19 protein-coding genes are annotated in these 23,718 nt (G+C 62.9%); 11 read left to right on the top strand and 8 right to left on the bottom strand.

Features of this window, described 5'->3' with window-relative positions; all coding sequences use genetic code 11:
• Nucleotide 1: 1 nt before the first annotated feature.
• Nucleotides 2–934 carry an SAM-dependent methyltransferase gene (locus tag MNAB215_RS20995; RefSeq protein ID WP_077080510.1) on the bottom strand — a complete coding sequence of 311 codons (933 nt, stop codon included), beginning with the start codon at nt 932–934 and terminating at the stop codon, nt 2–4.
• A 138-nt stretch (nt 935–1,072) separates the two neighbouring features.
• On the opposite strand from MNAB215_RS20995, the gene MNAB215_RS20990 reads away from it, so the two are divergent.
• Entirely contained in the window at nt 1,073–1,819 is a 747-nt protein-coding gene (locus MNAB215_RS20990; RefSeq protein WP_077080509.1) for an SDR family NAD(P)-dependent oxidoreductase, read from the top strand.
• Nucleotides 1,820–1,841: 22 nt separating this feature from the next.
• On the opposite strand, the gene MNAB215_RS20985 is transcribed toward MNAB215_RS20990, so the two are convergent.
• Both MNAB215_RS20985 and MNAB215_RS20980 read right to left on the bottom strand, forming a co-directional pair.
• A complete protein-coding gene (locus MNAB215_RS20985; RefSeq protein WP_077080508.1) occupies nt 1,842–2,708 on the bottom strand; it encodes a cyclopropane mycolic acid synthase family methyltransferase in 867 nt (288 codons plus the stop codon).
• A gap of 70 nt (nt 2,709–2,778) precedes the next feature.
• Nucleotides 2,779–4,023 (bottom strand): fatty acid desaturase family protein, encoded by a 1,245-nt coding sequence (locus tag MNAB215_RS20980; protein WP_077080507.1) that lies wholly within the window; start codon nt 4,021–4,023, stop codon nt 2,779–2,781.
• Between the two features lie 722 nt (nt 4,024–4,745).
• On the opposite strand from MNAB215_RS20980, the gene MNAB215_RS20975 reads away from it, so the two are divergent.
• The 3 genes from MNAB215_RS20975 (at nt 4,746) to MNAB215_RS20965 (ending at nt 7,633) form a co-directional block, all read left to right on the top strand.
• Complete coding sequence (locus MNAB215_RS20975; RefSeq protein WP_077080506.1) at nt 4,746–5,543, top strand: COG4705 family protein; 798 nt, start codon at nt 4,746–4,748, stop codon at nt 5,541–5,543.
• 117 nt (nt 5,544–5,660) lie between these two features.
• Nucleotides 5,661–6,329 (top strand): response regulator transcription factor, encoded by a 669-nt coding sequence (locus MNAB215_RS20970; RefSeq protein WP_077080505.1) that lies wholly within the window; start codon nt 5,661–5,663, stop codon nt 6,327–6,329.
• Nucleotides 6,330–6,376: 47 nt separating this feature from the next.
• On the top strand, nt 6,377–7,633 hold the full coding sequence (locus tag MNAB215_RS20965) for a COG4705 family protein (RefSeq protein WP_077082204.1): 1,257 nt from the start codon (nt 6,377–6,379) through the stop codon (nt 7,631–7,633).
• A gap of 11 nt (nt 7,634–7,644) precedes the next feature.
• On the opposite strand, the gene MNAB215_RS20960 is transcribed toward MNAB215_RS20965, so the two are convergent.
• Nucleotides 7,645–9,021 (bottom strand): sensor histidine kinase, encoded by a 1,377-nt coding sequence (locus tag MNAB215_RS20960; protein WP_077080504.1) that lies wholly within the window; start codon nt 9,019–9,021, stop codon nt 7,645–7,647.
• A 184-nt stretch (nt 9,022–9,205) separates the two neighbouring features.
• On the opposite strand from MNAB215_RS20960, the gene MNAB215_RS20955 reads away from it, so the two are divergent.
• The 7 genes from MNAB215_RS20955 to MNAB215_RS20925 all read left to right on the top strand — a co-directional run bounded on the left by MNAB215_RS20955 (nt 9,206) and on the right by MNAB215_RS20925 (nt 15,234).
• Nucleotides 9,206–9,556, top strand: coding sequence for a hypothetical protein (locus tag MNAB215_RS20955; RefSeq protein WP_077080503.1), 351 nt, complete (start codon nt 9,206–9,208; stop codon nt 9,554–9,556).
• Nucleotides 9,557–9,841: 285 nt separating this feature from the next.
• Entirely contained in the window at nt 9,842–11,056 is a 1,215-nt protein-coding gene (locus tag MNAB215_RS20950; RefSeq protein WP_077082203.1) for an MFS transporter, read from the top strand.
• 145 nt (nt 11,057–11,201) lie between these two features.
• A complete protein-coding gene (locus tag MNAB215_RS20945) occupies nt 11,202–11,738 on the top strand; it encodes an HD domain-containing protein (protein WP_077082202.1) in 537 nt (178 codons plus the stop codon).
• Entirely contained in the window at nt 11,735–12,418 is a 684-nt protein-coding gene (locus MNAB215_RS20940; RefSeq protein WP_083746192.1) for a TetR/AcrR family transcriptional regulator, read from the top strand. Before MNAB215_RS20945 ends, MNAB215_RS20940 begins: the two co-directional genes overlap by 4 nt.
• Nucleotides 12,415–12,870, top strand: coding sequence for a carbonic anhydrase (locus MNAB215_RS20935; RefSeq protein WP_165691598.1), 456 nt, complete (start codon nt 12,415–12,417; stop codon nt 12,868–12,870). Before MNAB215_RS20940 ends, MNAB215_RS20935 begins: the two co-directional genes overlap by 4 nt.
• 358 nt (nt 12,871–13,228) lie before the next feature.
• Complete coding sequence (locus tag MNAB215_RS20930) at nt 13,229–14,677, top strand: aldehyde dehydrogenase family protein (RefSeq protein ID WP_077080502.1); 1,449 nt, start codon at nt 13,229–13,231, stop codon at nt 14,675–14,677.
• A 68-nt stretch (nt 14,678–14,745) separates the two neighbouring features.
• A complete protein-coding gene (locus MNAB215_RS20925) occupies nt 14,746–15,234 on the top strand; it encodes a glutathione peroxidase (protein ID WP_077082200.1) in 489 nt (162 codons plus the stop codon).
• A gap of 64 nt (nt 15,235–15,298) precedes the next feature.
• Here the strand turns inward: MNAB215_RS20925 and MNAB215_RS20920 are convergent, their stop codons facing one another.
• From MNAB215_RS20920 to MNAB215_RS20905, 4 genes are read right to left on the bottom strand one after another with little or no spacing between them, the layout of a single operon-like run.
• Nucleotides 15,299–16,354, bottom strand: a complete 1,056-nt coding sequence (locus tag MNAB215_RS20920) for an aldo/keto reductase (RefSeq protein ID WP_077080501.1) — start codon at nt 16,352–16,354, stop codon at nt 15,299–15,301.
• Between the two features lie 43 nt (nt 16,355–16,397).
• Complete coding sequence (locus MNAB215_RS20915; RefSeq protein ID WP_077080500.1) at nt 16,398–17,276, bottom strand: ABC transporter permease; 879 nt, start codon at nt 17,274–17,276, stop codon at nt 16,398–16,400.
• Nucleotides 17,273–18,061, bottom strand: coding sequence for an ABC transporter ATP-binding protein (locus MNAB215_RS20910; protein ID WP_425436494.1), 789 nt, complete (start codon nt 18,059–18,061; stop codon nt 17,273–17,275). Before MNAB215_RS20910 ends, MNAB215_RS20915 begins: the two co-directional genes overlap by 4 nt.
• Before the next feature lie 59 nt (nt 18,062–18,120).
• Nucleotides 18,121–23,685, bottom strand: a complete 5,565-nt coding sequence (locus tag MNAB215_RS20905; protein WP_077082199.1) for a type I polyketide synthase — start codon at nt 23,683–23,685, stop codon at nt 18,121–18,123.
• Nucleotides 23,686–23,718 lie beyond the last annotated feature (33 nt).

Below are 23,718 nucleotides of genomic sequence, written 5' to 3'. Positions count from 1 at the left end.
GTCAGTTCGCCAATACGGAGCTGTAGTAGACCGTGTCGGCCACCGACACCGAATCGTCAGTTTGCGGAATCGCGCCAAGACCGTTGTCGGCCAACAGCTGACGCATCGGGGTGCCAACTGATCGCCATCCCAAATTCTCCAGATGAGACGCGACGTCGCTGCGCTCGCCCTCGAAGCCGAGGTCGGTGAAATCCAGGTCGAGACCATGCTCGCGCCATTTGGCGCTCGCCTTGCGCAACAGCTCGCGCGCTCGTTCCTTATCGATCTGCGGCCTGTCCGGGGTGGCCTCGCAGGCTAGCCGGCTGCCCTTGGCGCTCAGCGCAGTGATGTTGTCCAGCAAGGCATCCTGAGCCGCTGGCGGCAGATACCCGAACAGCCCCTCGGCGATCCACGCGGTCGGCCGGCTCTTGTCCAGGCCGGCATCCAGCAGCGCGGTCGGCCAATCGTTACGCAGATCGATGGCGACCGTGCGCAGGTCGGCCTTCGGAGCGGCACCAAGCCCGGCCAGGGTCGTGGTCTTGAACTCGATCACCTCGGGCTGGTCGATCTCGAAGACCGTCATGTCGTCCGGCCACGCCAGTCGGTAGGCGCGCGCGTCGAGGCCGGACGCCAAGATCACGGCCTGACGGATTCCGGCCTGGGTCGCATCGCGAAAGAATCCGTCGAAGAAGCGAGTCCGGGCGGCCATCGCATCCGGCATGTGCCCGAGCTTCCAACTGGATTCGTGGTAGTCGACATCAGCGGCGTCGATATCGCCGTCGGCCCAGCGGGTGAAGAACTCCACGCCGACCGCACGCACCAGCGGCTCGGCGAACGGATCCTCGATCACCGGGTTGTCGGCCTTCGTGGCGATCGCGCGGGCGGCTGCCACCATCGTGGCCGTCGCGCCCACGCTGGTGGCCAGGTTCCAGGTGTCGTTGTCCGTACGTGGCATGCGTGTGTTCTCCAATGTCGCTTTAGGTGATATTTAGCTAGTATAACAAACCGCCAGCCCGATGAAGTTTCGCACCGAGGTCCGTATCGTTGTGACGGTTGCACGTCGGCGGTCATATTCCGCCACCGAAGGAGAAAAATGGCACCTCAGGTTGTTCTCATTACGGGCGCACTCACCGGCATCGGGCGCGCCACCGCCGTGGCCTTCGCAAAGAAAGGCGCCAAGGTCGTCGTGTCCGGGCGCCACGACGACAAGGGTCAAGCGCTCGTCTCGGAGTTGAAAACGCTTGGCGCCGAAGCGGAGTTCGTTCGCGCGGACGTTACGCACGAAGACGAGGTCCGCAATCTTGTCGACCAGACGGTAGCGAGATTCGGCCGTCTCGATGTCGCCGTCAACAACGCCGGCTTCGAAGGCGAACTCGGACCCATCCAGGACGCCACCGTCGAGAATTTCAAGGCCGTCCATGACACGAACGTCCTCGGGGTATTCCTGAGCATGAAACACGAAGTGCGCGCGATGACAGGCCAAGATGCCGGCAGCATCGTCAACATCTCCTCGACCTACGGCCACAAGGCGGCTGCCGGCGGAACGGCTTATGTCAGCAGCAAATTCGCAGTGGAGGGCCTGACCAAAACGGTCGCGCTCGAGCAGGGGAATTCGGGAATTCGGGTCAACGCTGTTGCGCCGGGTCTGACAGACACTGAGATGGCCGATCGGTTCACCGGGTCCGCGGAAGTCAATGATGCCCTGGTGTCGACGATCCCGTTCCTCCGAAGAGGAAATACCGAGGAACTTGCCAACGCCATTGTTTTCATTTCGTCGTCGGAAGCGTCCTACATTTCTGGCACGGTGTTGGACGTAGACGGCGGCATGTCGGCGACCTGATCAACCCGTCGAAGAGTGTCAATCACCGCTTCTGCAGGGTGAACTGCACGACGTCGGAGTAGCCGATTCGAAATCCCTTGGCAGAGCCGGTCAGGTACTTCATGTACCGCTCGTACACCTCTTCGGACTGAATCTCGATTGCCTCGGTTTTATGCGCCTCCAGCGCCTCTGCCCACAGGTCGAGGGTCTTGGCGTAGTCCTGCTGCAGCGACTGGCTGCGGGTCAGCGTGAAACCAGCCTTCGCCGTGTGCTCGTGGATCATCTCGATCGTCGGCAGCTGACCGCCCGGGAAGATCTCGGTCATCATGAACTTGAGGTGGCGGGCCAGCCAAAACGTAAGCGGCAAGCCGTGATCGATCATCTGCTGCTTCGTGAATCCGGTGATGGTGTGCAGCAGCATGACGCCCTCATCGGGCAAGGCGCCGCATGCCATCTTGAAGAAGTCGTCGTAGCGGTCGTGGCCGAAGTGCTCGAACGCGCCGATCGATACGATCCGGTCGACGGGCTCGTCAAACTGTTCCCAGCCCTTGAGCAACACTCGCCCGCTGCGTGCACTTTCGTGCTGGTCGAACGAGTTCTGTACATGGGCGGCCTGATTCTTTGACAACGTCAGGCCGATGACGTTGACGTCATACTTCTCGATCGCCCGGCGCATGGTGGCACCCCAGCCGCAGCCGATGTCGAGCAAGGTCATGCCGGGCTGCAGACCTAACTTGCCCAACGCCAGGTCGATCTTGGCGACCTGCGCCTCTTCCAGCGTCATGTCCTCGCGCTCGAAGTACGCACAGCTGTAGGTCTGGCTGGGATCGAGAAACAGCCGGAAGAAGTCGTCGGATATGTCGTAGTGCGCCTGCACGTCGTCGAAGTGCGGCGTTAGCTTGGCGGCCATGAAGTCGTGGTGCTGCCTTTCCGGCGTAGAGGTGGGTCTAGAGATGGGTGCGCGAAGCGCAAAGGGTGGCTCAGCTGGCGCTCCGCCGCCATTGGCGGACCGAACCGATCGCTGTCTTGAGCCCGCGTCGCCGGCCCGTAAGGCGATCGGTTCCCGCGTAACCGGGCTCGAGCTCGGCGAACATCCGCTCGCTTCGGGTTTCCGGCGCGTCGTCCGCCGTGTCACGTAAGTACTTGTTCGGCACCGAGAGCTTGGCGATGGTGCGCCACGTCTTGCCGTACTGCACCAGGAATGGCCCTGTGGTGTAAGGCAAGTCGTACTTGTCGCACAATGCGCGCACCCGCACCGAGATCTCATGGAGCCGGTTGCTCGGCAGGTCGGGGTACAGATGATGTTCAATCTGGTGGCACAGGTTGCCGCTCATGAACCGCAGCAGCCAGCCGCCTTCGAAGTTGGCGCTGCCCAGCATCTGGCGCAGGTACCACTCGCCCTTCGTCTCGCCGACCATGTCGGTCTTGGTGAATTTCTCTGCGCCATCGGGGAAATGGCCGCAGAAGATCACCGCGTTGGCCCACACGTTGCGGATCACGTTGGCCACCGCGTTGGCCTTCAACGTCGACGTGTAGGTCGCACCCGGCGACAGCGAGGTCAGAGCCGGGAACGCGACATAATCCTTGACCACCTGCCTGCACGCCTTGACTGAGAACTCACGTGCAAGCTCGAGCGTGGAGTCGCGCTCGGGGCCCGGCTTCAAGACTTTCTCGAAATCGACGGTCTGGGTGCCGATTCCCCACTCGAACCCGAGCGCGAGTATCGCATTGAACAGCAGGTTGCCGACGTTGAAGGGCTGCCAGGGCTGATCACGTGTGACTCGCAGGATGTAGTAGCCCACGTCGTCATCCATGCCGAGGATGTTGGTGTACTTGTGGTGCTGAAAGTTGTGGGACGAAATCCAGTGTTTTGACGCCGCAGTCATGTCCCACTCCCACGTCGAGGAGTGGATCTCGGGATCGTTCATCCAGTTCCACTGGCCGTGCATGACGTTGTGGCCGATCTCCATGTTCTCGATGATCTTGGCCAGACCCAGCGTCACGGTTCCCGCCCACCATGCCGAGCGCCGCGAACTGGCGGCCAGCATGAGGCGGCCGGCCACATCGAGGGCGCGTTGCGCAGCGATGGTGCGGCGGATGTAGCGGGCATCGCGCTCGCCGAGGGAATCCTCGACGTCCAGCCGGATCGCGTCCAGTTCGACAGCCAGATTGTCGATATCGGCGTCAGTTAAGTGGGCGAAGGCCGGAACATCAGTAATCGCCATGGTTCCCTCCCGTTGGTACTGCTCTGTCGCGGTCCCGGCGTCGGTGTGCGATTGGCAAGTGCCGAATCGACGGACGCGGCCGCTCCCTTGATCGTGTAACGCGGCTAATGGTTCTGCCGTTCCTTCCGGATGACACACTTACGTGTTTCTAATATCTGCAGCTGATGCCAATGTGCTTGAGCATCAGCACCGTTCGTTGACTGGCAGTCGGAGCCTCACGAGATGAGCAGCGGCTTATCATGAGCGAGGCACGGCTGAGCAATGGGCCCTTGCCGACGACCCCGGCACCCGAAGTCGAAACAATCGGTTCCGGCGGCGCATTTCGAGCGCCAACTCAGCCGCGGCCTGAATGGACGGCGGACGGAAATCAGCGATGGATTGCTGCTGTTGAGGTTCCTGATCTGGGGGGACGGCGCGGGCCGGCGCTTTGTTCGCGGGTCCGGTGACGTCGACCTCGCCGACGACCCGTCCAACGTGATCGTCGCGTCCTCTCCCACGATTCTGATCGGCGACTGCCTTGCCCAAGCATACGTCACCGCCGAGAAGCACGAAGGCTCGCCATGCGCAGCGGAGGCGCTTCTCTCAGCGCTTTCTCAGCGCCGCTGCCGTAAGTATAGATTTGCACCGGCGAGACGAAACCGCCGGAACGATTCGACGTCGTTCGGTCGAAACGTCAGCCACCCGCTCCTGCCAACGTTCAGACGAGACCGAAAGATTGCCACGTGACGGATGACGTTTCGAAGGCGTTGACCAAGGTGCCAGCGGTCACGTTGGGCTTCTGGGTTATCAAGATTTTGGCGACAACACTCGGTGAAACGGGCGGCGACACCGTCACCATGACCCTGAATTGGGGGTATGCGGACGGAGCCGTACTTTTCGGCGTCGCACTGGTGGCACTTGTCGCCGCCCAAATCTTGGTCAAACGTTTCCATGCGGCTCTGTACTGGGCGACGATCGTCGCCTCCACGACGTTCGGGACCGCGCTGGCGGATTTCGCCGACCGATCGCTGGGAATCGGCTATACGGGTGGCTCTCTTCTGCTTTTGGCTTGTCTCTTGGCAACCCTGGGACTCTGGCGCTGGTCGCAGGGGACGGTATCGGTCAGCACCGTTTCTACGCCAAAAGTAGAGGCGTTCTATTGGGCGACGATCACGTTTTCCCAGACTTTGGGCACCGCGCTCGGCGACTGGCTCGCCGACACGCGTGGATTTGGTTATGAGCGCGGAGCTTTGGTGTTCGGCGCTGCGCTCGCCGTGGTCGTCGCGCTGTACTACTGGACCAAGGTGTCGCCAGTCACGCTGTTCTGGGTCGCCTTCATCCTGACGCGGCCCTTGGGCGCAACCATCGGGGACTTCGTTGATAAGCCCGTCTCCGACGGCGGCCTGGCCCTGAGCCGTCCGTTGGCCTCAGCGGTCATCGCGGCCGTCATCATCGCGCTCTTGCTTGTCCTGCCGCAACGCGCGGGGCGTCACCCCGGCCAGGGACAGCCGGCCCAGGAAACCGGGAACCCGAGTCCCTGACGCCGATCGAGTGTCACAGTCCATGCCCTTCAACGATATTCACACCAAGCTTGGGCGTACGGCTAGAGCCGTTGGATGATGAACGTGCGGTTCCCGAAAAAACGGGAGAGGTGTGACATGAGGGTTTTACTCGTCGAGGACGAGCCACGACTGTCGGCGACCCTGTCCAGGGGACTGAAGGCCGAAGGCTTCGTCGTCGTGTCCGTCGACACGGGCGTGGAGGGCCTGCACGAAGCGACCGAACACAGCTTCGATGTGGTGGTTCTGGACATCATGCTTCCCGGTCACAGCGGATACGAAGTGCTGCGTCGGATGCGGGAGCGCGACGTGTGGACACCCGTGCTCATGTTGACCGCCAAGGACGGCGAGTACGACGAAACCGATGCGTTCGACCTCGGAGCGGACGACTATCTGACGAAACCGTTTTCGTTCAGGGTGCTCGTGGCGCGCCTGCGCGCGTTGGTCCGTCGCGGTGCGCCAGAGCGGCCCGTGGTGCTCACGGCTGGGACGCTGTCGCTGGATCCCGCCCGGCACACAGTGCAACGCGGTTCGACGCCGATCACGTTAACCCCCCGCGAATACGGGGTTTTGGAGTTCCTTATGCGCAACAAGGACATGGTGGTGACAAAGGCAGAAATCCTGCACAACGTGTGGGACGCCCATCATGAAGGCCCGGACAACGTGGTCGAGGTGTACATGGGGTACCTGCGGCGCAAAATCGATGTTCCCTTCGGCACCAACACCATTGAGACGATCCGCGGCGTGGGCTACCGATTGATGGATTGAAGATTTCTCAGCGTCGCCTCAGCGGGCCGCTTGTACCGTCGGTCGGCGTGAGTGACACAACCAATCTCGGGGTATTAAAAGCCGGCCGAGTCCCATTGAGCAAAGTGCCCGCGGTCACGCTGTGGTTCTGGATCATCAAAATCCTATGCACCACTGTGGGTGAGAGTTTCGCGGACTGGCTCAGCGTCACGCAGGGCATGGGCCTGCCCACAACGGCGCTGATCTCCACCGTGGCGCTGGCTGCGGTCCTCGGATGGCAGTTGCACTTCAGCCACTACGTACCTGGCTTTTATTGGCTGACGGTGGTCGTTTTCAGTGTGACGGGAACGTTGTACACCGACATCCTCACCGACGGCTTCCATGTTCCACTCGCGGTGAGCACGAGCGTGTTCGCCGTCGTTCTGGCCGGAGTGTTCGCGGTGTGGTTCGCGCGGGAACGCACTCTCTCGATCCACAGCATCGTGACACTGCCCCGAGAGTTGTTCTATTGGCTCGCGGTCCTGGTCACTTTCGCGTTGGGTACCGCAGCGGGCGACTGGACGCTGCAGGTCACCGGCTGGGGCCCTGGGGTTTCGGTGTTGTTGCCGGCCGGCGTGATCGCTGCCGTCCTGATCGGCTGGCGAATGGGCGCCAACGCTGTGTTGTCGTTCTGGCTTGCCTACATCTTGACCCGCCCGTTGGGCGCGAACCTCGGAGACTGGATTGCGTCGCCACGCTCCGGCCAAGGACTCGGCTTAGGACCCGCCGCGACCAGCGCGATCTTCTTGGTCGCGATCCTGGCTACGGTCGCCTACCTCACCATCACCCGCGCTGACGTCATCGAGCGCCAGGCGCAAGACCGGGCACGGGTCGTGCCGACTACCCTTGTGCAACAACGGATTATGCTCGGCTACTACGTCATGGTCGCGGGGGCTGTTGCCGGATTGCTGGTGTGGTCGTCTGGGCGGCCTCATTCCGTCGCGGTCAGCGACGATGACGCCGCTTCGACGCCGCCGGCCGTGTCGCTCACTCCTGGTCAGGCGACCGCACATTTCCCGCCGGCCGACATCGCGAAGTTCCGGGGGATCGTCCAAGACACGTTGGTCAAGGTCCACGCCGGTGATCGACAGGGCGCGGGGGATCGTATCACCGACCTCGAAACCGCCTGGGATGAAGACGAATCCACCCTGCGGCCGATGGACGCAAACGGGTGGGGCGTGCTCGACCGCCAGATCGACACGGCCTTGAAAGCCGTTCGGGCGAGCCACCCAGACCAGGCGGCCGAGGTTGAGTCGCTCAATGTGTTGCTGGCCGCACTTCGCTGACGCAACGGCGGCTAATTGGGCGCCGACATTTGTTGGGGCAAGGCCACTATCATCGTGGTCCCGCCGCCGGGACGATCGTCGATAGTGACCGCACCGCCATGCGCGGCGACCACCTCGGCGACAATCGCCAAGCCCAGGCCGGTTCCCCCGCCACTGCGGGCGCGGTCTGCGTCAAGGCGTACGAAACGTCCGAACACCCGTACCCTATCGGCCGCCGGGATGCCAGGTCCGTCATCGCCGACGGTGACAATGGCGGTATCACCCCGGCTTTCGACATCGATTTCTACGCGCGATTTGGCATGGCGCACAGCGTTATCGACGAGGTTGCGGATCACTCGCGTCAGCCCGGCCGGGTCCCCGATCAGGGGCACCGGCGAAATCTCGGTGTGGATCGTGCATCCGGCGCCGCGACGCGCACGGGCCACCTCGACTTCGGCGAGGTCGCCGAGGGACACCTCTTCTTTGCGCAGCACCAGGCTCTGCTCGTCCGCACGGGCGAGCAGGAGCAGATCTTCGATCAGTGCCTGCATGCGATGCGCCTCGGGGAGCAAGGTGTCGATCGCCAGCTCGACATCGAGCAATTCGGGATGGGCCTCAGCGACTTCCAAACCAGAGATGATCGTGGCCAGCGGGCTGCGCAGCTCATGGGATGCGTCGCCGAGGAATCGCTGTTGTGCACGATGGCCGGCTTCGAGGCGCGCGAGCATTTCGTTCATGGTGACAGCCAGGGCTGAAATCGCGTCCCGACTGGGAGGTACGGGCACCCGTTCAGCCAAATCGGACGTCGATATCTCGGCCACCCTGCTGCGGATCACGTCCACCGATTGCAGTGACCGACGGACGAGCCAATAACTTGCGGCGGCTGCCACCCCAACAATTATCGGAGCGCCACAAGCCAATAACAGCGCGACCGTCCGCGCGGTCGCCTCGACGGCTTCGCTACCCCCTCCGACGAGGATCGTGAATTCACCGAATCGTGTCCTTACTTTTTGACCGCTGACACGCATGTTGTCGCCGGGGACGGCATCGTCCGGCATTCCGCGGCGCAAGTTGACATCGAATTCGGCAATGGGGATCAAGGGCTTTTCCGGCGCGGCGCCAGACCGCTCTATCACCTTGCCCTCCGCAGTGATGAGTTGGATCGCGACCACGCGCTGGTCGGTGGTCAACAAGGACCTGTCGAGTTCGTTGGGCGGATCGGACCGCAGGTCGTCGGCAATGTTGGTGACCCTCGCCGCAGTGGCATCGTCGACACCCGCCAACAACGATCGATACAGGATCATGTCCAGGCCCGCGCCCGCGATAGTCAGCGCGCAGAGCACGACGATCGCCGACACTGCGGCTGAGCGAGCGGAGATCCCCAATCGGGCAGGGTTCAGCCAGCGCATAGGCCCGCTCCCTCGAAATGGCCACACGCAGACATCCGCACAGTTTGATTCTGCAGCCCTGTGGAACCGCTGAGAACACCGCTGCCCGGATGTGGCGGGTTGGCGGATGTCTAGGTCAGTGGCATTCTCAGCGGCTTCTCAGCGGCCTGTTTATACGCTGGCGCTCCCATGTCTAGGACAATCGATGAACGTTGAGCAGCTGCGACGCGTACTCGCCAACCTCCCGGGAGATATGCCCGTCGTTGTCGAGGATTCCAAGATGGGCTGGATGCAGAATGCCGCGCTGTATGTGGCGCCGGCACACATTGACCACTGCGTCTCGGGTAACTACCTCCATGCGAGTCATCGCGACGATGCCGACAACTGTGACGCGCTGCTGATGAGCGGATTCGGCCAATCCGACGAGGATTTCGTCGACATTAGTCCGCAGGTCGCCCGGCTCAGCGTGATCGACGCCGAAGCCGAAGCCGAAGCCGAAGCCGAAGCCGCACTCTACGAGACACAAGACGCCATTCACTCAAAGCGCCCCGACTAAAGACTACCAATTTGCTTGATGCACAGGATATTTAGCTAATCACGAGGCCCAGTAGTGACTCGGATCCTCTGGGCGCAGCGCTATGCGCCAATGAAAGCTGTTGCGTTTCAATGCACTTCGCTTACTTGCTATTCAATAGCGTGCAGTTTGCTTTGAAACATGAAAATATTTCATATATTCGATTCAGCCCATTCTTAACTTGAGGCCAAATACTGTTCTTATCAATGTAATTGGCGCACTTCGGCGCCCATCACATGGGGGAACGTTTTGGACGAGCCAAACGCGATTGGGCAGCCGAGCATCATCGTGCGCTGGTCGATCATAGCCATCTCGCTTTTTGCGACCGCGAGTTCTTTCCTCTTCATCAACGGCGTCGCCTTCCTGATCCCGTCGCTCGAGTCCCGACTCGGAACATCGTTGGCGGACGCCTGTTTGCTGGCATCCATGCCCAGCTGGGGCATGGTGGTGACCCTGGTCGTTTGGGGCTACGTGCTCGACCATGTCGGTGAGCGAGTCGTGTTGACCATGGGCTCGGCACTCACGGCGGTGGCGGCTTATGCCGCAGCCTCGGCCCATTCGCATGTGTGGATGGGCCTCTGCCTATTCGTCGGGGGCATGGCCGCCGCCGGCTGTAACACAGCCGGAGGCCGGTTGGTCTCCGGTTGGTTCCCGCCCCATCAACGGGGCGTGGTGATGGGAATCCGCCAGACCGCGCAACCGCTGGGCATCGCGTTGGGCGCCTTGGTAATGCCCGCTCTGGCCGAACATGGACCGCGTCCGGGTTTGACCTTTGCCGCCGTGGCGTGCGGACTTGCGGCGGTGGCCTGCTTCGTCGGCATCGTCGATCCCCCACGGAAATCCCGCGGGTCAGCGACCGAGGCCGAACTGGCCTGCCCGTATCGGGGATCGTTCGTGCTGTGGCGCATTCACGCAGTTGCCGGGCTGTTGATGATGCCCCAGACGTTGACCCTCACGTTCATGGTGGTCTGGCTGACCGATCACCATCATTGGTCGGTCGCGGCGGCGAGCGGGCTGGTGACGATCTCCCAGGTGCTTGGCGCCGTGGGCAGAATTGCGGTCGGCCGCTGGTCCGATCGCGTCGGTTCCCGCATGCAACCGGTGCGGATCATCGCGACCACGGCGGCATTGGCCATGTTCCTGCTGGCTGTGAGCGATATCGCGGACTTGTCGGTTGGCGTGTTGCTGATGGTCGCCGTCTCAGTGATCGCGATGCTGGACAACGGATTGGAGGCAACCGCGATCACCGAGTTCGCCGGGCGGTTCTGGAGCGGACGCGCCCTGGGCATCCAGAACACCACCCAGCGGGTGATGGCGGCTGCGGGCCCTCCACTGTTCAGCGTGCTCATCGGCGCCGCTGAATACCCGGCTGCGTGGGCGTTGTGCGGACTGTTTCCCTTGGCCGCAGCCACTTTGGTGCCGGCCCAGTCTCCCGACGTTGAGCAAGCCGGCGTTCGTCAGGTCAGCGCAGCGCGTGCCTGATGCGACCGAACGAGAATGAGGCTGACGGCAAGCATTCAGAGCAATAAGCCGAACAATATGGACGATCGTTCATCTAATATGTACATTGTGCTGTGTGCTACCCACAACTCCTGATACCGCAGCTGCACGGGCAGCGGTGGATCTGATGAATGAAGTGTCCGGCGCCCCGCTAATCCACCACGTCTGGCGGACCTGGTATTTCGGGAGTCAACTCATCGGCCAGCATGTCGCCGACGCCGATCTGGAAGTCGCATTCGTGGCCGCGATCCTTCACGACCTCGGACTTATCGGCCGTTTTGACTCCGAGGCGCCTTTCGAGCAGGCCGGTGCGGCAGCGGCCGCTGCGACGTTGGGCGGCCTCGGGTGGTCCGAGGATCGGATTCATCTGCTGTCTGCTGCCATTGCCGGACACCTCGATCTAGCGTCCGCCGAAGCAAGGCCCGAGATCGCCCTGGTCCATTTGGGCGCCGCCGCCGATGTCGTCGGCCTTCGCGTCGACCAGCTTCCGGGCGAGCTCGTCGAAGAGGTGTTAAACATTCACCCGCGCAGTGGGTTCGTCCACACGGTACTTCCGGCTCTGCAACACCAGGCGGCGCGAAAGCCGCAGTCCACCATCGCCGAACTTTTCCGCACCCTCGGCTTCGAGAAGTTGATGCGCGGCTGCCCGTTGGACAGAAGATGAGCAACTCCATGCCCCTGCGTCCGCCGACACGCCAGGGTCGGCCGTCGGATGGCCGCCGCGCGAAGGGGCTCCGCTCGCGAGATGCCCTCCTGAGTGAGGCGGTGCAGCAGGCGTCGGTCGACGGCCTCGAGGGCCTGACCATCTCTAGTCTTGCCGAGCGGCTCGGTACCGCGAAGAGCAGCGTGCACGCCGCGTTCGGGTCCAAGGAAGCATTACAGATCGCCGCGATACGACGGGCCCGAGAGATGCTGATCGAACTTGTGGTCGCTCCTGCACTCATAGTCCCGGCAGGTGTTGCTCGACTCGAAGCGCTGGGCGAGTCGTGGTTCTCCTACCTGGAAAGCGACGTCTTTGAGGGTGGCTGCCTGCTCTGCTCGGCGTCGGCGGAGATGGATGGACGGCCCGGACCGGCCCGCGACGCCGTTGCCGCAGTGATGCAGGAGTGGCTGCAGCTCCTCGCGGACAGCGCCGCCGCCGGCATCGGCCACGGCGACGTTGCATCGGGCACCATGCCTGATCAGGTCGCGTTCGATCTCAACTCGATTGGTATGGCAGCGAATTGGCATCACCAACTGTTCGGTGGCCAGACTGCCTTCCCCCCCGCCCGCCGCGCCTGGGCCGACGCGCTGGCGCGACTTCGTCCCGACCCCTCGCCCCGCCGAAGGAGATCCAAGCCGTGACCACCCTCGCCACCTTGGCGCAGCGCAACCGGGCCTTTGCGGCCACCCACCCAGGACAGCGGCCCGGCCTGGAGCCGAGCCTCAAGACGGTGATCTTGTGCTGTGCCGATCATCGAGCCGATCCCGCCCACGTGCTCGGCCTTAGGCCCAACGAAGCCATCGTGATCCGAAATCCCGGAGGCAGAGTCACGCCCGACTTCCTTCGCAATCTCGGCGTTCTTGCAACCATCGCACGGGTGGAGCACTTATCCAGCGGATTTGAGCTGATCCTCATGCAGCACACCGATTGCGGACTCTCGCATCTCTCGCCGGAGACGCATGCCGAGGTCCTTGCACCGTTCCTCGGCGTTGGGCCGGCCGAACTTGGCGCCAAAAACCTCAGCGACCCAATGGAAGCGGTACGGAGCGACATCGCACTCTTACGCCAAAACCCATTCGTGCCCCCACGCTGATAGTCAGCGGGCTCGTCTATGACGTGGACACAGGACGCGTCGAGACAATCGTGCCCCCCGCCGCCCTGCGTGACTAGGCGCGGAGGCCATGGCTCGACGATCGCCGAGTCTGGTTCCGTAGCAATTGGCCTGGGCTTGAGGACGGTGCTCATCACCAGGGCGGCCACACCGATGGCGGCGCAGGTCCACAGCGGGATCTCGTATCCCGCTGTGGACCTGCTTTGCGGTCTCGATTGCGGTGTCCACTCGACGCCGACGGCCTACTAGACGACCTTTGGTTAAGCGCGTAACCTCCCCAACGATTCAGGACATCGCGCCTCTCCATGACGGGGCGGCTCGAGGGAAAGGACGCAGGACTTTGAGTAACGCCGTCGACATCGACCCTGCGGTCGAAAGCCCCAGCTCGGGGATCATTCCGGTCTTCAACCCATCCACCGAAGAGCAGATCGCCGAGGTCGCCGACGCCGACCAGGCAGCCGTCGACGCCGCGGTGGCCCGGGCGCGGGAAACGTTCGAGTCGGGCGTGTGGCGCAAGCTGCCCGCTGCGCGCCGCGCGGAGGTGCTCTTCCGCGCCGCGGAAATCGTCAAGCAACGCACCGACGAGCTCGCCGGGCTCGAATCCAAGGACAACGGCATGAACGCCGTGGCGGCGCAGCAGATCATCAAGGTCGCAAACGAGATGCTGCTGTATTACGCCGGATGGGTCGGCAAGATCCACGGCGAGTCAAGCAACGTCGTGTCGGACGGCCTGCTCGGCCACTACGAGAACTTTCACAACTTCACCCAGCTCGAGCCGGTCGGCGTCGCCGGCCTCATCATCCCGTGGAACGGGCCCTTCTTCGTCGCGATGCTCAAGGCCGCGCCTGCCCTCGCGGCGGGCTGCAGCTGTGTGCTCAAGCCGGCTGAGGAGACGCCGCTTACCGCGCTGAAGCTCGAAGAGATCTTCCGCGAGGCGGGGCTGCCCGACGGCGTCTTCAACGTCATCACCGGCTACGGCGAGACCGCGGGTGCGGCCCTGGCCGCACATCCGGACGTCGACAAGATCGCGTTCACCGGGTCGACGGAGGTCGGGCGGCTGATCGTCAAGGCGGCCGCGGGCAACCTCAAGCGCCTCACGCTCGAGCTCGGCGGTAAGTCGCCGCTGATCATGTTCGACGACGCCAATCTCGACAAGGCGATCATGAATTCGAGCCTGGGCCTGCTCGCCGGCTCGGGGCAGAACTGCTCCTGCACCTCGCGGATCTACGTCCAGCGCGGCATCTACGACCAGGTCGTCGAAGGCATCGCGGGCTTCGCGAAGATGCTGCCGATGGGCGGCAGCGAGGACCCCGACTCGGTGCTCGGACCGCTGATCAGCGAGAAGCAGCGCCAACGGGTGGAAGGCATTGTGGCCGAAGGTGTTTCACGCGGTGCGGAGATCATCACCGGCGGCAAGCGGATGGACCGCCGCGGCTTCTTCTACGAGGCCACGATCATCACCAACACCACGCCCGACATGCGGCTCATTCGCGAGGAGATCTTCGGTCCGGTCGGCTGCGTGATCCCGTTCGACGACGAGGACGAGGTGCTCGCCGCCGCGAACGACACGGAATACGGGCTCGCCGGGGCCATCTGGACGGAGAACGTCGGCCGCGCGCACCGCGTCGCGAACGAGCTTCGCGCCGGCCAGGTCTGGGTGAACTGTGCGCTCGGGGCAGACCCGTCGATGCCGATCTGCGGCCACAAGCAGTCGGGTTGGGGTGGCGAGCGCGGCAAGAAGGGCATCGAGGCCTACTTCAACACGAAGGCGGTCTACATCAGCCACTGATCGGGCCGCCCGGCGAATCCGATCAGCCGAGGCCATCGACGGTGATGGACAGTGTTAGCGTCATGGACGTGACCCTCAAAGACATCGCCCTGACCACCCTCGATGGCAAGCCGACCACGCTAGCCGAATTATCCGACGGCGCAACGCTTGTCGTGAATGTAGCCTCCAAGTGCGGACTGACCCCGCAGTACACGGCGTTGGAAAAGCTGGCCAAGGACTACAGCGACCGGGGCCTGACGGTCGTTGGTGTCCCGTGCAACCAGTTCATGGGCCAGGAACCCGGCACGCCCGATGAGATCCAAGAGTTCTGCTCTACGACCTACGGCGTGACGTTCCCGCTGCTGGCCAAGACCGACGTCAATGGCGACGACCGCCACCCGCTGTACGGCGAGCTGACCAAGGCCGTCGATTCCGACGGCCAGGCCGGCGACATCCAGTGGAACTTCGAGAAATTCCTGATTGCGCCCGACGGTTCGGTGGTCAATCGGTTTCGGCCCAGGACCGAGCCGGACGCGCCCGAGGTCGTCGGAGCCATCGAGGCCGTGCTGTCCCAATAGAAAGCGTTGCGCCCCTTTTCCTTTCGACGCGCAAAGTCGTTAGGGCTCCGCGGAGCCCTCAAACTCAGGTGGTGCGACGGCGCCGCAGGAACGGATCGCTGAGCGACGGCGGTTGATACCCGGCGTCGGCATGGGCGAGCGTCACACCGGGCGGCACGATCTCGTCGATCGCGTCGAGGATGTCGGTCGACAGAGTCACCTCGGCCGCTCCGATTTGCGACTGGAGATGGGCCATGGTGCGCGGGCCGATGATCGGTGCAGTGACCCCCGGGTGCTGCATGACGAAGGCCAGAGCCACGTGAATCAGCGATAGGCCGGCGTCGTCGGCCAATTTCCCGAGCGCATCGGCGGCCTCGAGTTTGCGCTGATTTCCCGGGCTCGACATATCGAACCGTCCGGGTATTCGGTTGCGGCGCATGGACTCCGGCAGGTCATTGCCCTTGCGGTAGCCGCCCGACAGCCAGCCACCGGCCAGCGGACTCCACGGCAGCACGCCCATCCCGAAGTCCTGCGCAACCGGCAAAACGTCGGCCTCGATCCCCCGCACCAGCAAAGAGTAGGGCGGCTGCTCGGTGGCGAACCGGCCGAGGCCGCGCCGCTCGCTGACCCACTGCGCCTGCACCATCTGGTGGGCGGGGAAGGTCGAGGAGCCGAAGGCCCGGATCTTGCCTTGCCGCTGCAGATCAGTGAGTGCGGAAAGTGTCTCCTCGACATCGGTGTACGGATCCGGCCGATGTATCTGGTAGAGGTCGATCCAGTCGGTGTTCAACCGGCGCAGACTGTTCTCGACTTCCCGCACGATCCAGCGGCGCGAGTTGCCCCGCATGTTGGGATCCCCGCCTTCGGCGCCCATCGGAACGCCCATTTGGCCGTGGACCTTGGTGGCCAGGACCACGTCATCACGCCGAGCCCCGGCCAACGCTTTCCCGACGATGACCTCGGACTCACCCTGAGAGTAAACGTCTGCGGTGTCGATGAAGTTGATCCCGGCGTCCAAGGCCGCATGGATCGTCGCGATCGACGCCTCGTGGTCGGGCTCACCCCAGGCGCCAAACATCATGGCCCCCAAGCAAAGCGGGCTGACTTGAATTCCGGTTCGGCCTAGGCTCCGATATTCCACACACCGAGTCTAGGCGTCATGATTCCGCTCAAGTCACGCGCGATCACTTCTTGTCCGACCACCGGAAAACCGCAATGCAGGCAAACAAACCACCGATACTCCACGCCGTCAGCACCAGAAATGTTTGCCAGTGCTCCCAGCTGCCGGCCGGTTCGAAGGCCACCATCTTCGACGGCAACAGCACTGACCGGAATCCTTGAGCCATCCATTTGACCGGAAAGACAGAGCCCAGGGTCAACATCCATGTCGGCAGCGCGATGAGCGGCACGTAGGTCCCCGATACGAATTGCAGGCCCACCGCTGGGCCGTTGGTGATGACGGCAGCTGAAACCGCGTTGCTCGCAAGGTTGCTGACGAAGATGCCCAACAATGAACAACTGACAATGCCCAAAAGAAACACCCATGTCAGCGTGAACCATCCGAACGGGTCTGTGGGTAGACGAAGCTTGAAGACGAGCACCCCTACCGACAGCAGCACGACTGCCTCGGCGAGGCTGGCGACGGCAACCAGCAAAATCTTTCCGATGAAATACGACGTTGCGGTTGTCGGTGTTCCACGAAGTCGCCGCAATGCCCCGGTCTCGCGGTCGGCAGCAATGCTGATGCCGAGGTTGATGAACGACGTCGAGAGAATCCCATAAGCGAGCATGCTCGCCGCGATCACCGCTCCCGTGCTGATGTCGCTGTCGGGCAGTTTCCTCGAAAAGATCGAACCCAGCAAAATGCAAATCACAGCCGGCATCGAAAAGGTCAGTGCCAACTGCTCCGGCCGACGGTAGAACATCTTCAACTCGGGGACGACGCGCGATAACCCGATACGGAGCGAAGACGGGAGCTTCGACTCAGACTTAGCCTTGGCCTCCGGTCCGGGCGCGCGGTGTGCCGGCGGTGAGGCGTTCTTCACGTGGTCGATGTCCGTCATGCCAGGCCGACCAACTGCAGATAAGCGTCCTCGAGCGTCGGCCGAGAGACGGTCAGCTGAGCCAGTTCTGCCCCATTCTCAGAGTGCCGCCTGATCAAGTCGGTCGGATGATCTGTGTCCTCCACATGGATCTGATCGCCCTCCATCCAGCGGACCGTCGCGGCCGTGCTGACGTACTCGGTCAATTTCGCCGGTGAGTCGACTGCCACCACGTTGCCCCCGGCGATGACTGCGACACGGTCCGCCAGTGTGGCAGCTTCTTCCAGATAGTGGGTGGTAAGGAGGATGGTCGTACCATCACCTGCCAATAGCCTGATCAGGTCCCAGAATTGTCGTCTGGCTTCTGGATCGAACCCAGTCGTCGGTTCGTCCAAGAAAAGCAAATCGGGGTTGCCAATGATCCCGAGAGCGACGTCGAGTCGACGGCGCTGGCCACCTGACAGCGTCCTGACTTTCGAACCGGAAACCGAGTCGAGCCCGACGAGCCGGAGTACCTCGGCGGGGCCCCGAACGTTCTGGTAGCACTTCGCGAACATGTGCGCGGTTTCGGACACGGTCAGCATCCCGAAATCGCTGGCCTCCTGAAGCACAATGCCGATCTTGGCGCGCCAGGTCCTGCCCGCAGTCCCTGGGTCTTCACCCAGCACGCGCACATGTCCCGAGTCGCGTTTCCGGTGCCCCTCCAGGATCTCAATGGTCGTCGACTTGCCCGCCCCGTTGGGCCCGAGGATCGCAAATATCTCGCCGAAGCCAACGTCGAGATCCAGATCGCGGACCGCGCGCAACTGCCCGTAGGATTTCGACAAACCTCGGACATGCACCGCGGACGACGGATCCGCAGAGGTCACGAGTGCGCCCCGTCTGTCTCGTGCTCGGCGGCATGTCCCTCGAGTTCTGCCAGTAGTTCTCGCAGTTCGGCTTCGGACAGCTGTTCGATGAGTCGGTCGACATCTTCGTCGTCGGCGGAGGGTTCCGATAGCTGTTCGGCCACCGCGGGCGGACTGGCGCCAGCCAGTTCAAGCTGGGCGAGTATCTGTACGGCCAGCGAGTTGACGCTTACGCCTCTGAGTAGTTCCAGCACCGGCAGTTCAACCGCGAAGGTGGCACTGATCCTGGCCCTGAAATCCATTGCCATCATTGAGTCCAAGCCGATGTCGTTGAGGATGTCGTCGGACCCGATGTCGGCAACGGCGACTTCGAAGACGGCGGCAACGATCTGTCGAACGTGGCTTGCGACCACGTCAAGCCGCTCAGCATCCGGGCATCCCGAAAGGAATTCGAGGAGCGACGATTCCGATTCGGTGCCATCGGGCGAAGCCTCGGCGGTTCCCAGTTCGGAGAACATCGGCGGCAGCTGTCCGCCGAGCCCGACGCGGCGAGCGCGCGCCCAGTCGGCGCTGATGGCGATGACGTTGGCTGTCTTCTGGTTGACGAGCCGATCGAAGATCCTGGTACCCGCTGCGGGCGTGATGAGCTCAATTCCTCGCTGGGCGTACAACTTTTCCAACTTGAGCTCTTCGACCATTCCGACCGACCAAGGGCCCCAACCGATGGTGAGAGCCGGCAGTCCCTGGGCCTGCCGGTAATGCGCGAACGCGTCGAGGAATGCGTTGGCGGCGGCATAATTGCCTTGACCGGGCGAGGCGATGACCGAACCGGCGGACCCGAACATGACGAAGAATTCCAGATCGTGCCCGTGGAAAGTGTCGTGCAGCACGCGGGTGCCGATCGTTTTGGGAGCCATCACCTTGGTGAAATCGGCTTCGGTCATGTTCACCAGAAGCTGGTCGTCAACGGACCCCGCGGCGTGGACGATGCCGCGGACGGGTCGGCCGCCGTCCCGGATGTGTTCGCTCAACCACGTTTTCACCTGTTCGGCATCGGTGATGTCGACACTGGCAAGTGTGACTCGAGCGCCAAGGTGTTCGATCTTTCGGATCGTGTCGACGGTCGCCTGATGCCGGTCGCCGTCAGTCAGCAGCGGCCAGTGGTTTCTGTGCGGGATCTCGCTTCGGCACAACAGGGTGATGTGTCGCGCTCCGCGTTCTGCGAGGTGGGTGGCAACGATGCGGCCGAGGGCGCCGGCTCCCCCGGTGACGACGTAGGTCGCATCGGGCGTGAGTTTGGTGGGAAACGCTTTCGTGAGGGTCCGGCACGGGCGGAGACGCGCAACGAACGTCGTACGGCCGCGGATGGCGATTTGATCCTCGCGATCATCGGCGAGAATGTGTTCGCAGATACGCGTGGCGGTCTCGCCGCGGTCGTCGCCGTCGTCGATGTCGATCAGTCCCCCCCATTGGCTGACGAATTCTTGGTGGCCGATGACTCGGCCAAGTCCCCAAATCGCCGCCTGATCGACGGCAAGTGCTTCGGTTCCAAGTGCTGGCTGCGCGTTCGCGGTAATGAGGTGGAGGCGGGGTCGGACAGTTTCGTAGTCTGCGAAGGCTTTGACGAGATGCAGGAGCGTGAAAACGCCCAGCTGGTCGACGTGGCCATCGGGGTGGGGTGAGATGTCCAGCGGCCAGCAGTTGATGATTCCGGCGAGGTCGCCTTCCTTTTCGAGGTGGGTTTTGAGCAGCTGGTGGAGTTGCTCCGGCCGTCGCGGGTCCAGCACGTACCCGCCATCGACTTCTGTTAACGCGTCCGCCGAGTCATGTGCGACGGTCTGGACACGATGGCCGCTGCGGCGCAATTGTTCGACGACGGGAGTTCCGACACCGGAGGCGTCGACGAACACCAGCCAGGACAGATTGTCTGTTGCGGGCGAGTTCTGATCTTGCTGGATGCCGGGGCTGGCGACCCATTGAATCTCGTAGAGCCCCTTGTCCAGTCTTTCGGGCGACACGCGCGATGAGGCGCTAAGTGATTGGACTGTGAAGCCGTCGAAAACAGCCAGCAGCCTGCCTTCGACGGTGGTGACTGTGATGTCGCTTTCGATCTCGTCTCGGGTCGCCGATACGACGCGAGCGTGCGCGGTCATGTTCTGTTCGGGCGGCCCGTATATGGCGCTTCGCCGGATCCGGGTGGGAAGGTAAGGACTGTCGTCGGTGTCGTCTCTGTCTGTGTCATCTCCGACAAACTGTGCGCCGAGCGCTGTTTGGAATGCTCCGTCGATGAGCGCCGGGTGGAATCGGTACTGATCGATTTCGTGGGCAATCTGTGTAGGGATGGCCATTTCGGCTGCGGCCCAGCGATCTCCAGAGGTGATCTCGGTGATCGCCTGGAAGGCGTCACCGTAGGCGAATCCAACGGCTCGGGTGCGCCCGTAAAACCCTTCTCCGTCAATGGTGGTGGTCTGCTCTGTGCCACTTGGGGTGTCGCCGCGGCCACGGGCTCTTGAAAGTCTGTTGAGTTCGGCCGTCGCGGTTATCGTCCACTGCAGGTCCCCGCTCGCCGTTGCCGTAAACGCGGCGAATTCCAAGGTGCCCGTGTCCCGGTTGAGGGTGGTCCTGACGATGGGGTCACAGGTTTCATCAAGGATGAGGGCGGATCGAAGCGTCAGGTTGTCGACTCCGTGTTCGGTCGAGTCGTAAGCTTCTTTCCCAGCTGCCAGGGCCATCTCGATGAACACCGCCCCCGGAACGACAACGCTTCCCTGAACCTGGTGATCCGCGAGGAAGGGCGTCATCGCGGTGCTCAACTCGACTTCCCACGTCGGATGCACGGCGCTGACGGGTTGGCCCAACAGCGGATGCACGGGCCTGTAGTGCAATTCCTCCGCCGCTTCCGGAGTCTCGTTCCAGAACCGCCTGGATTGCCACGGGTAGGAAGGAAGCTTGAGCAGTCGTGACCCAGCTCGGGGGTAGAGCGCGTCCCACGCGATCGTGTGGCCGTTGGAATGCAGTGCGCCGACGCAGTCCATCAGGGCACGGCCGTCGTCCCCGTTCCGCCGTTGGGTCGCAAGGACGACAACGTCCGTCTTCTGTGTTCTGGCGATCTCGGCAATCGACGCCGCCAGAACAGGATGCGGACCCAGCTCGACGAAGTGCGCATATCCATCGTCGAGCATGCGACGGATCGCGGGTTCGAAAAGAACTGTGGCGCGGGTGTTTTGCCACCAATAGGCGGCGCCGGTGGCGGATCCGTCCAAAAGTTCGCCCGTGACAGTGGAGTACAGCGGGAGCGTCGCGGCCTTGCAGGACAGAGTGTCCAGGGCGCTGCGAAGGTCGTCTTTCACGACGTCCATGTGGTGACTGTGATACGGCACCTTGCCGGTGAGAAAGCGATTGAAGACTCCGAGCTCGTCCAGCCGGCGGGCGATATCGTCCAGGACCTCGCTGTCGCCGGCGACGGTGACCGCTGACGGGCTGTTGATCGCGGCGATGGATATTCGCCGCCCCATCTCATCGAGCGCACCTTCGCCGATCGTCTGCATCAGCGATTCTGCGCTGAGGCCGATGGCGAGCATGCGACCCAGCCCGCTGGTGCGTTGTTGAAGGTGGCTTCGGTGATAGATGACTTGGATCGCTTGCTCGAAGGTGAGAACACCGGCGAGATAATGAGCAGCCACTTCACCGGCGCTGTGTCCGATTACTGCATCGGGACGCACGCCGAACTGGTCGAGCTGCTCAGCGAGTGCGATCTGAATGGCGAAGTTGGCGGGTTGCGCTACATCGGTCTCGGCCATCCGCGAGCCGGCTTCATCGGCTCGAAGTTCGGCCAGTAACGACCACTTCGTGTATTGGGATAGCTCGCGATCGCTGCGCAGGATGCTCTCGGTGAAAGCGGGGTAGACGTCCAGCAGTCCTCGGCACATCTTCCACCACTGCGGCCCCATGCCGCTGCAAACAAATGCCACTTTGGCCGCATTCGGCTGCTTGCGGACCACAGGGATCTGACCGCCGTCGGCGATCGCACGCAGCTGGTCCCGCGCGTCGGTCACGCTGCTCGCGACGAGTGTGCGTCGATAGTTCAGGTGGGCGCGACGCCGGCTGAGGGTGTAGCCAAGGTCTCGCAGGTTGAGGTCGGGATGAGCGTGTATGTGCCCGGCCATCTGGTGGGCCGTCGCTACCAACGCTTCCTCTGTCTGCGCCGAGATCGGTAGGACGGCCAGCGGCAGCGGCTGAAAATCGCTCGAGGCTGGGACACGGACCGGGCCAGGCGGCTCAGCGAGCACGACGTGGGCGTTGGTGCCGCCGAAGCCGAACGAGTTGACCCCAGCCACGCGACGCTTGCAGTCGGGGAACGGTCGACCAGCTCGGGGAATGTCAATACTCAAGTCTCCGAGGGGAATCTGGTCATTGGGGTTGGTGAAATGCAGGTTCGCCGGGATGTACCCGTGTTTGAGCACCATCGCCGCTTTGATCAGTCCGGCCACTCCCGCGCCGGCCTCGAGGTGGCCGATGTTGGTCTTGACCGATCCGATGAATAGTGGATTCGCTGCTGACCGTTCTGACGTCAGAGCATTGGCTAGGGCACGGACCTCGATCGGGTCGCCGACCGGTGTCCCAGTACCGTGTGCCTCCACGTACCCGACTTCGTTGGGCTCGACGCCCGCTCGTCGTAGGGCTGTCGTGATCGCCGTTTCCTGCGCGTCGGCACTGGGCACGGTGATGCTGCCGGTGTGGCCGTCTTGCGACACCGCGGTTCCCAGGATCTGGGCATAGATTTCGTCGCCGTCGTCCAGAGCTTGCTCGAGGGGTTTGATGACGACGACTGCGCCGCCTTCTCCCCGCGCGTAGCCGTCCGCGGACTCGTCGAAGGCCTTGCAGCGGCCGTCCGGACTGAGGAATCCGCTCTTCGATTCCGCGATTGCCGTGTTGGGGCCGATCATGATGTTCACGCCGCCGGCGAGTGCCAGATCGCATTCACCGTTCCAGATGCTCTGCGCCGCAAGGTGGACCGCAACGAGCGAGCTCGAGCACGCGGTGTCGATTGTCATGCTGGGTCCGCGGAAGTCGAACGCAAAGGAGATCCGATTCGCCAGCATCGTCATCATCATTCCCGTGGCGGAATGGGTTTTGAGGCGGTAGCGGCTGGTGCGTCCCTGATTCTGCAGCAGCTGGTAGTCGAGGGTGAAACCACCCATGAACACACCGACGTCGGCGCCGGCCAGGCTGTCGGCGGCTATTCCGCCATCTTCCAGAGCCTCCCATGTGGTCCGCAGCAGAAGGCGCTGTTGGGGGTCGAGAAGATTCGCCTCTCGCGGAGATATACCGAAAAAGTGGGGGTCGAATTGGTCGATTTCACTGAGGAACCCGCCGCGGCGGGTAGCCATCTTGCCAATTTTCGCAGGGTTCGGATCGTGGTATTTCGCGGCGTTCCACCGTGTCTCGGGGACCGTGCAGGTGGCGTCGGTTCCACTACACAGCAGGCTCCAGTAGCTTTCCGGGGTATGGGCATTGCCCGGAAATTGACACCCTATTCCGACGATCGCCAGGGGCGGGTGAGTACGTTGTTCGGCCAGCATGTCCATCCTGTCGCCCTAACAACCTATTGCGAG

This window comes from Mycobacterium numidiamassiliense (genome assembly GCF_900157365.1).
In the GTDB taxonomy this organism is placed as follows: Bacteria; Actinomycetota; Actinomycetes; order Mycobacteriales; family Mycobacteriaceae; genus Mycobacterium; species Mycobacterium numidiamassiliense.
Note: the sequence above shows the minus strand (reverse complement) of the source record. Positions and strands in the feature narration are given on the sequence as shown.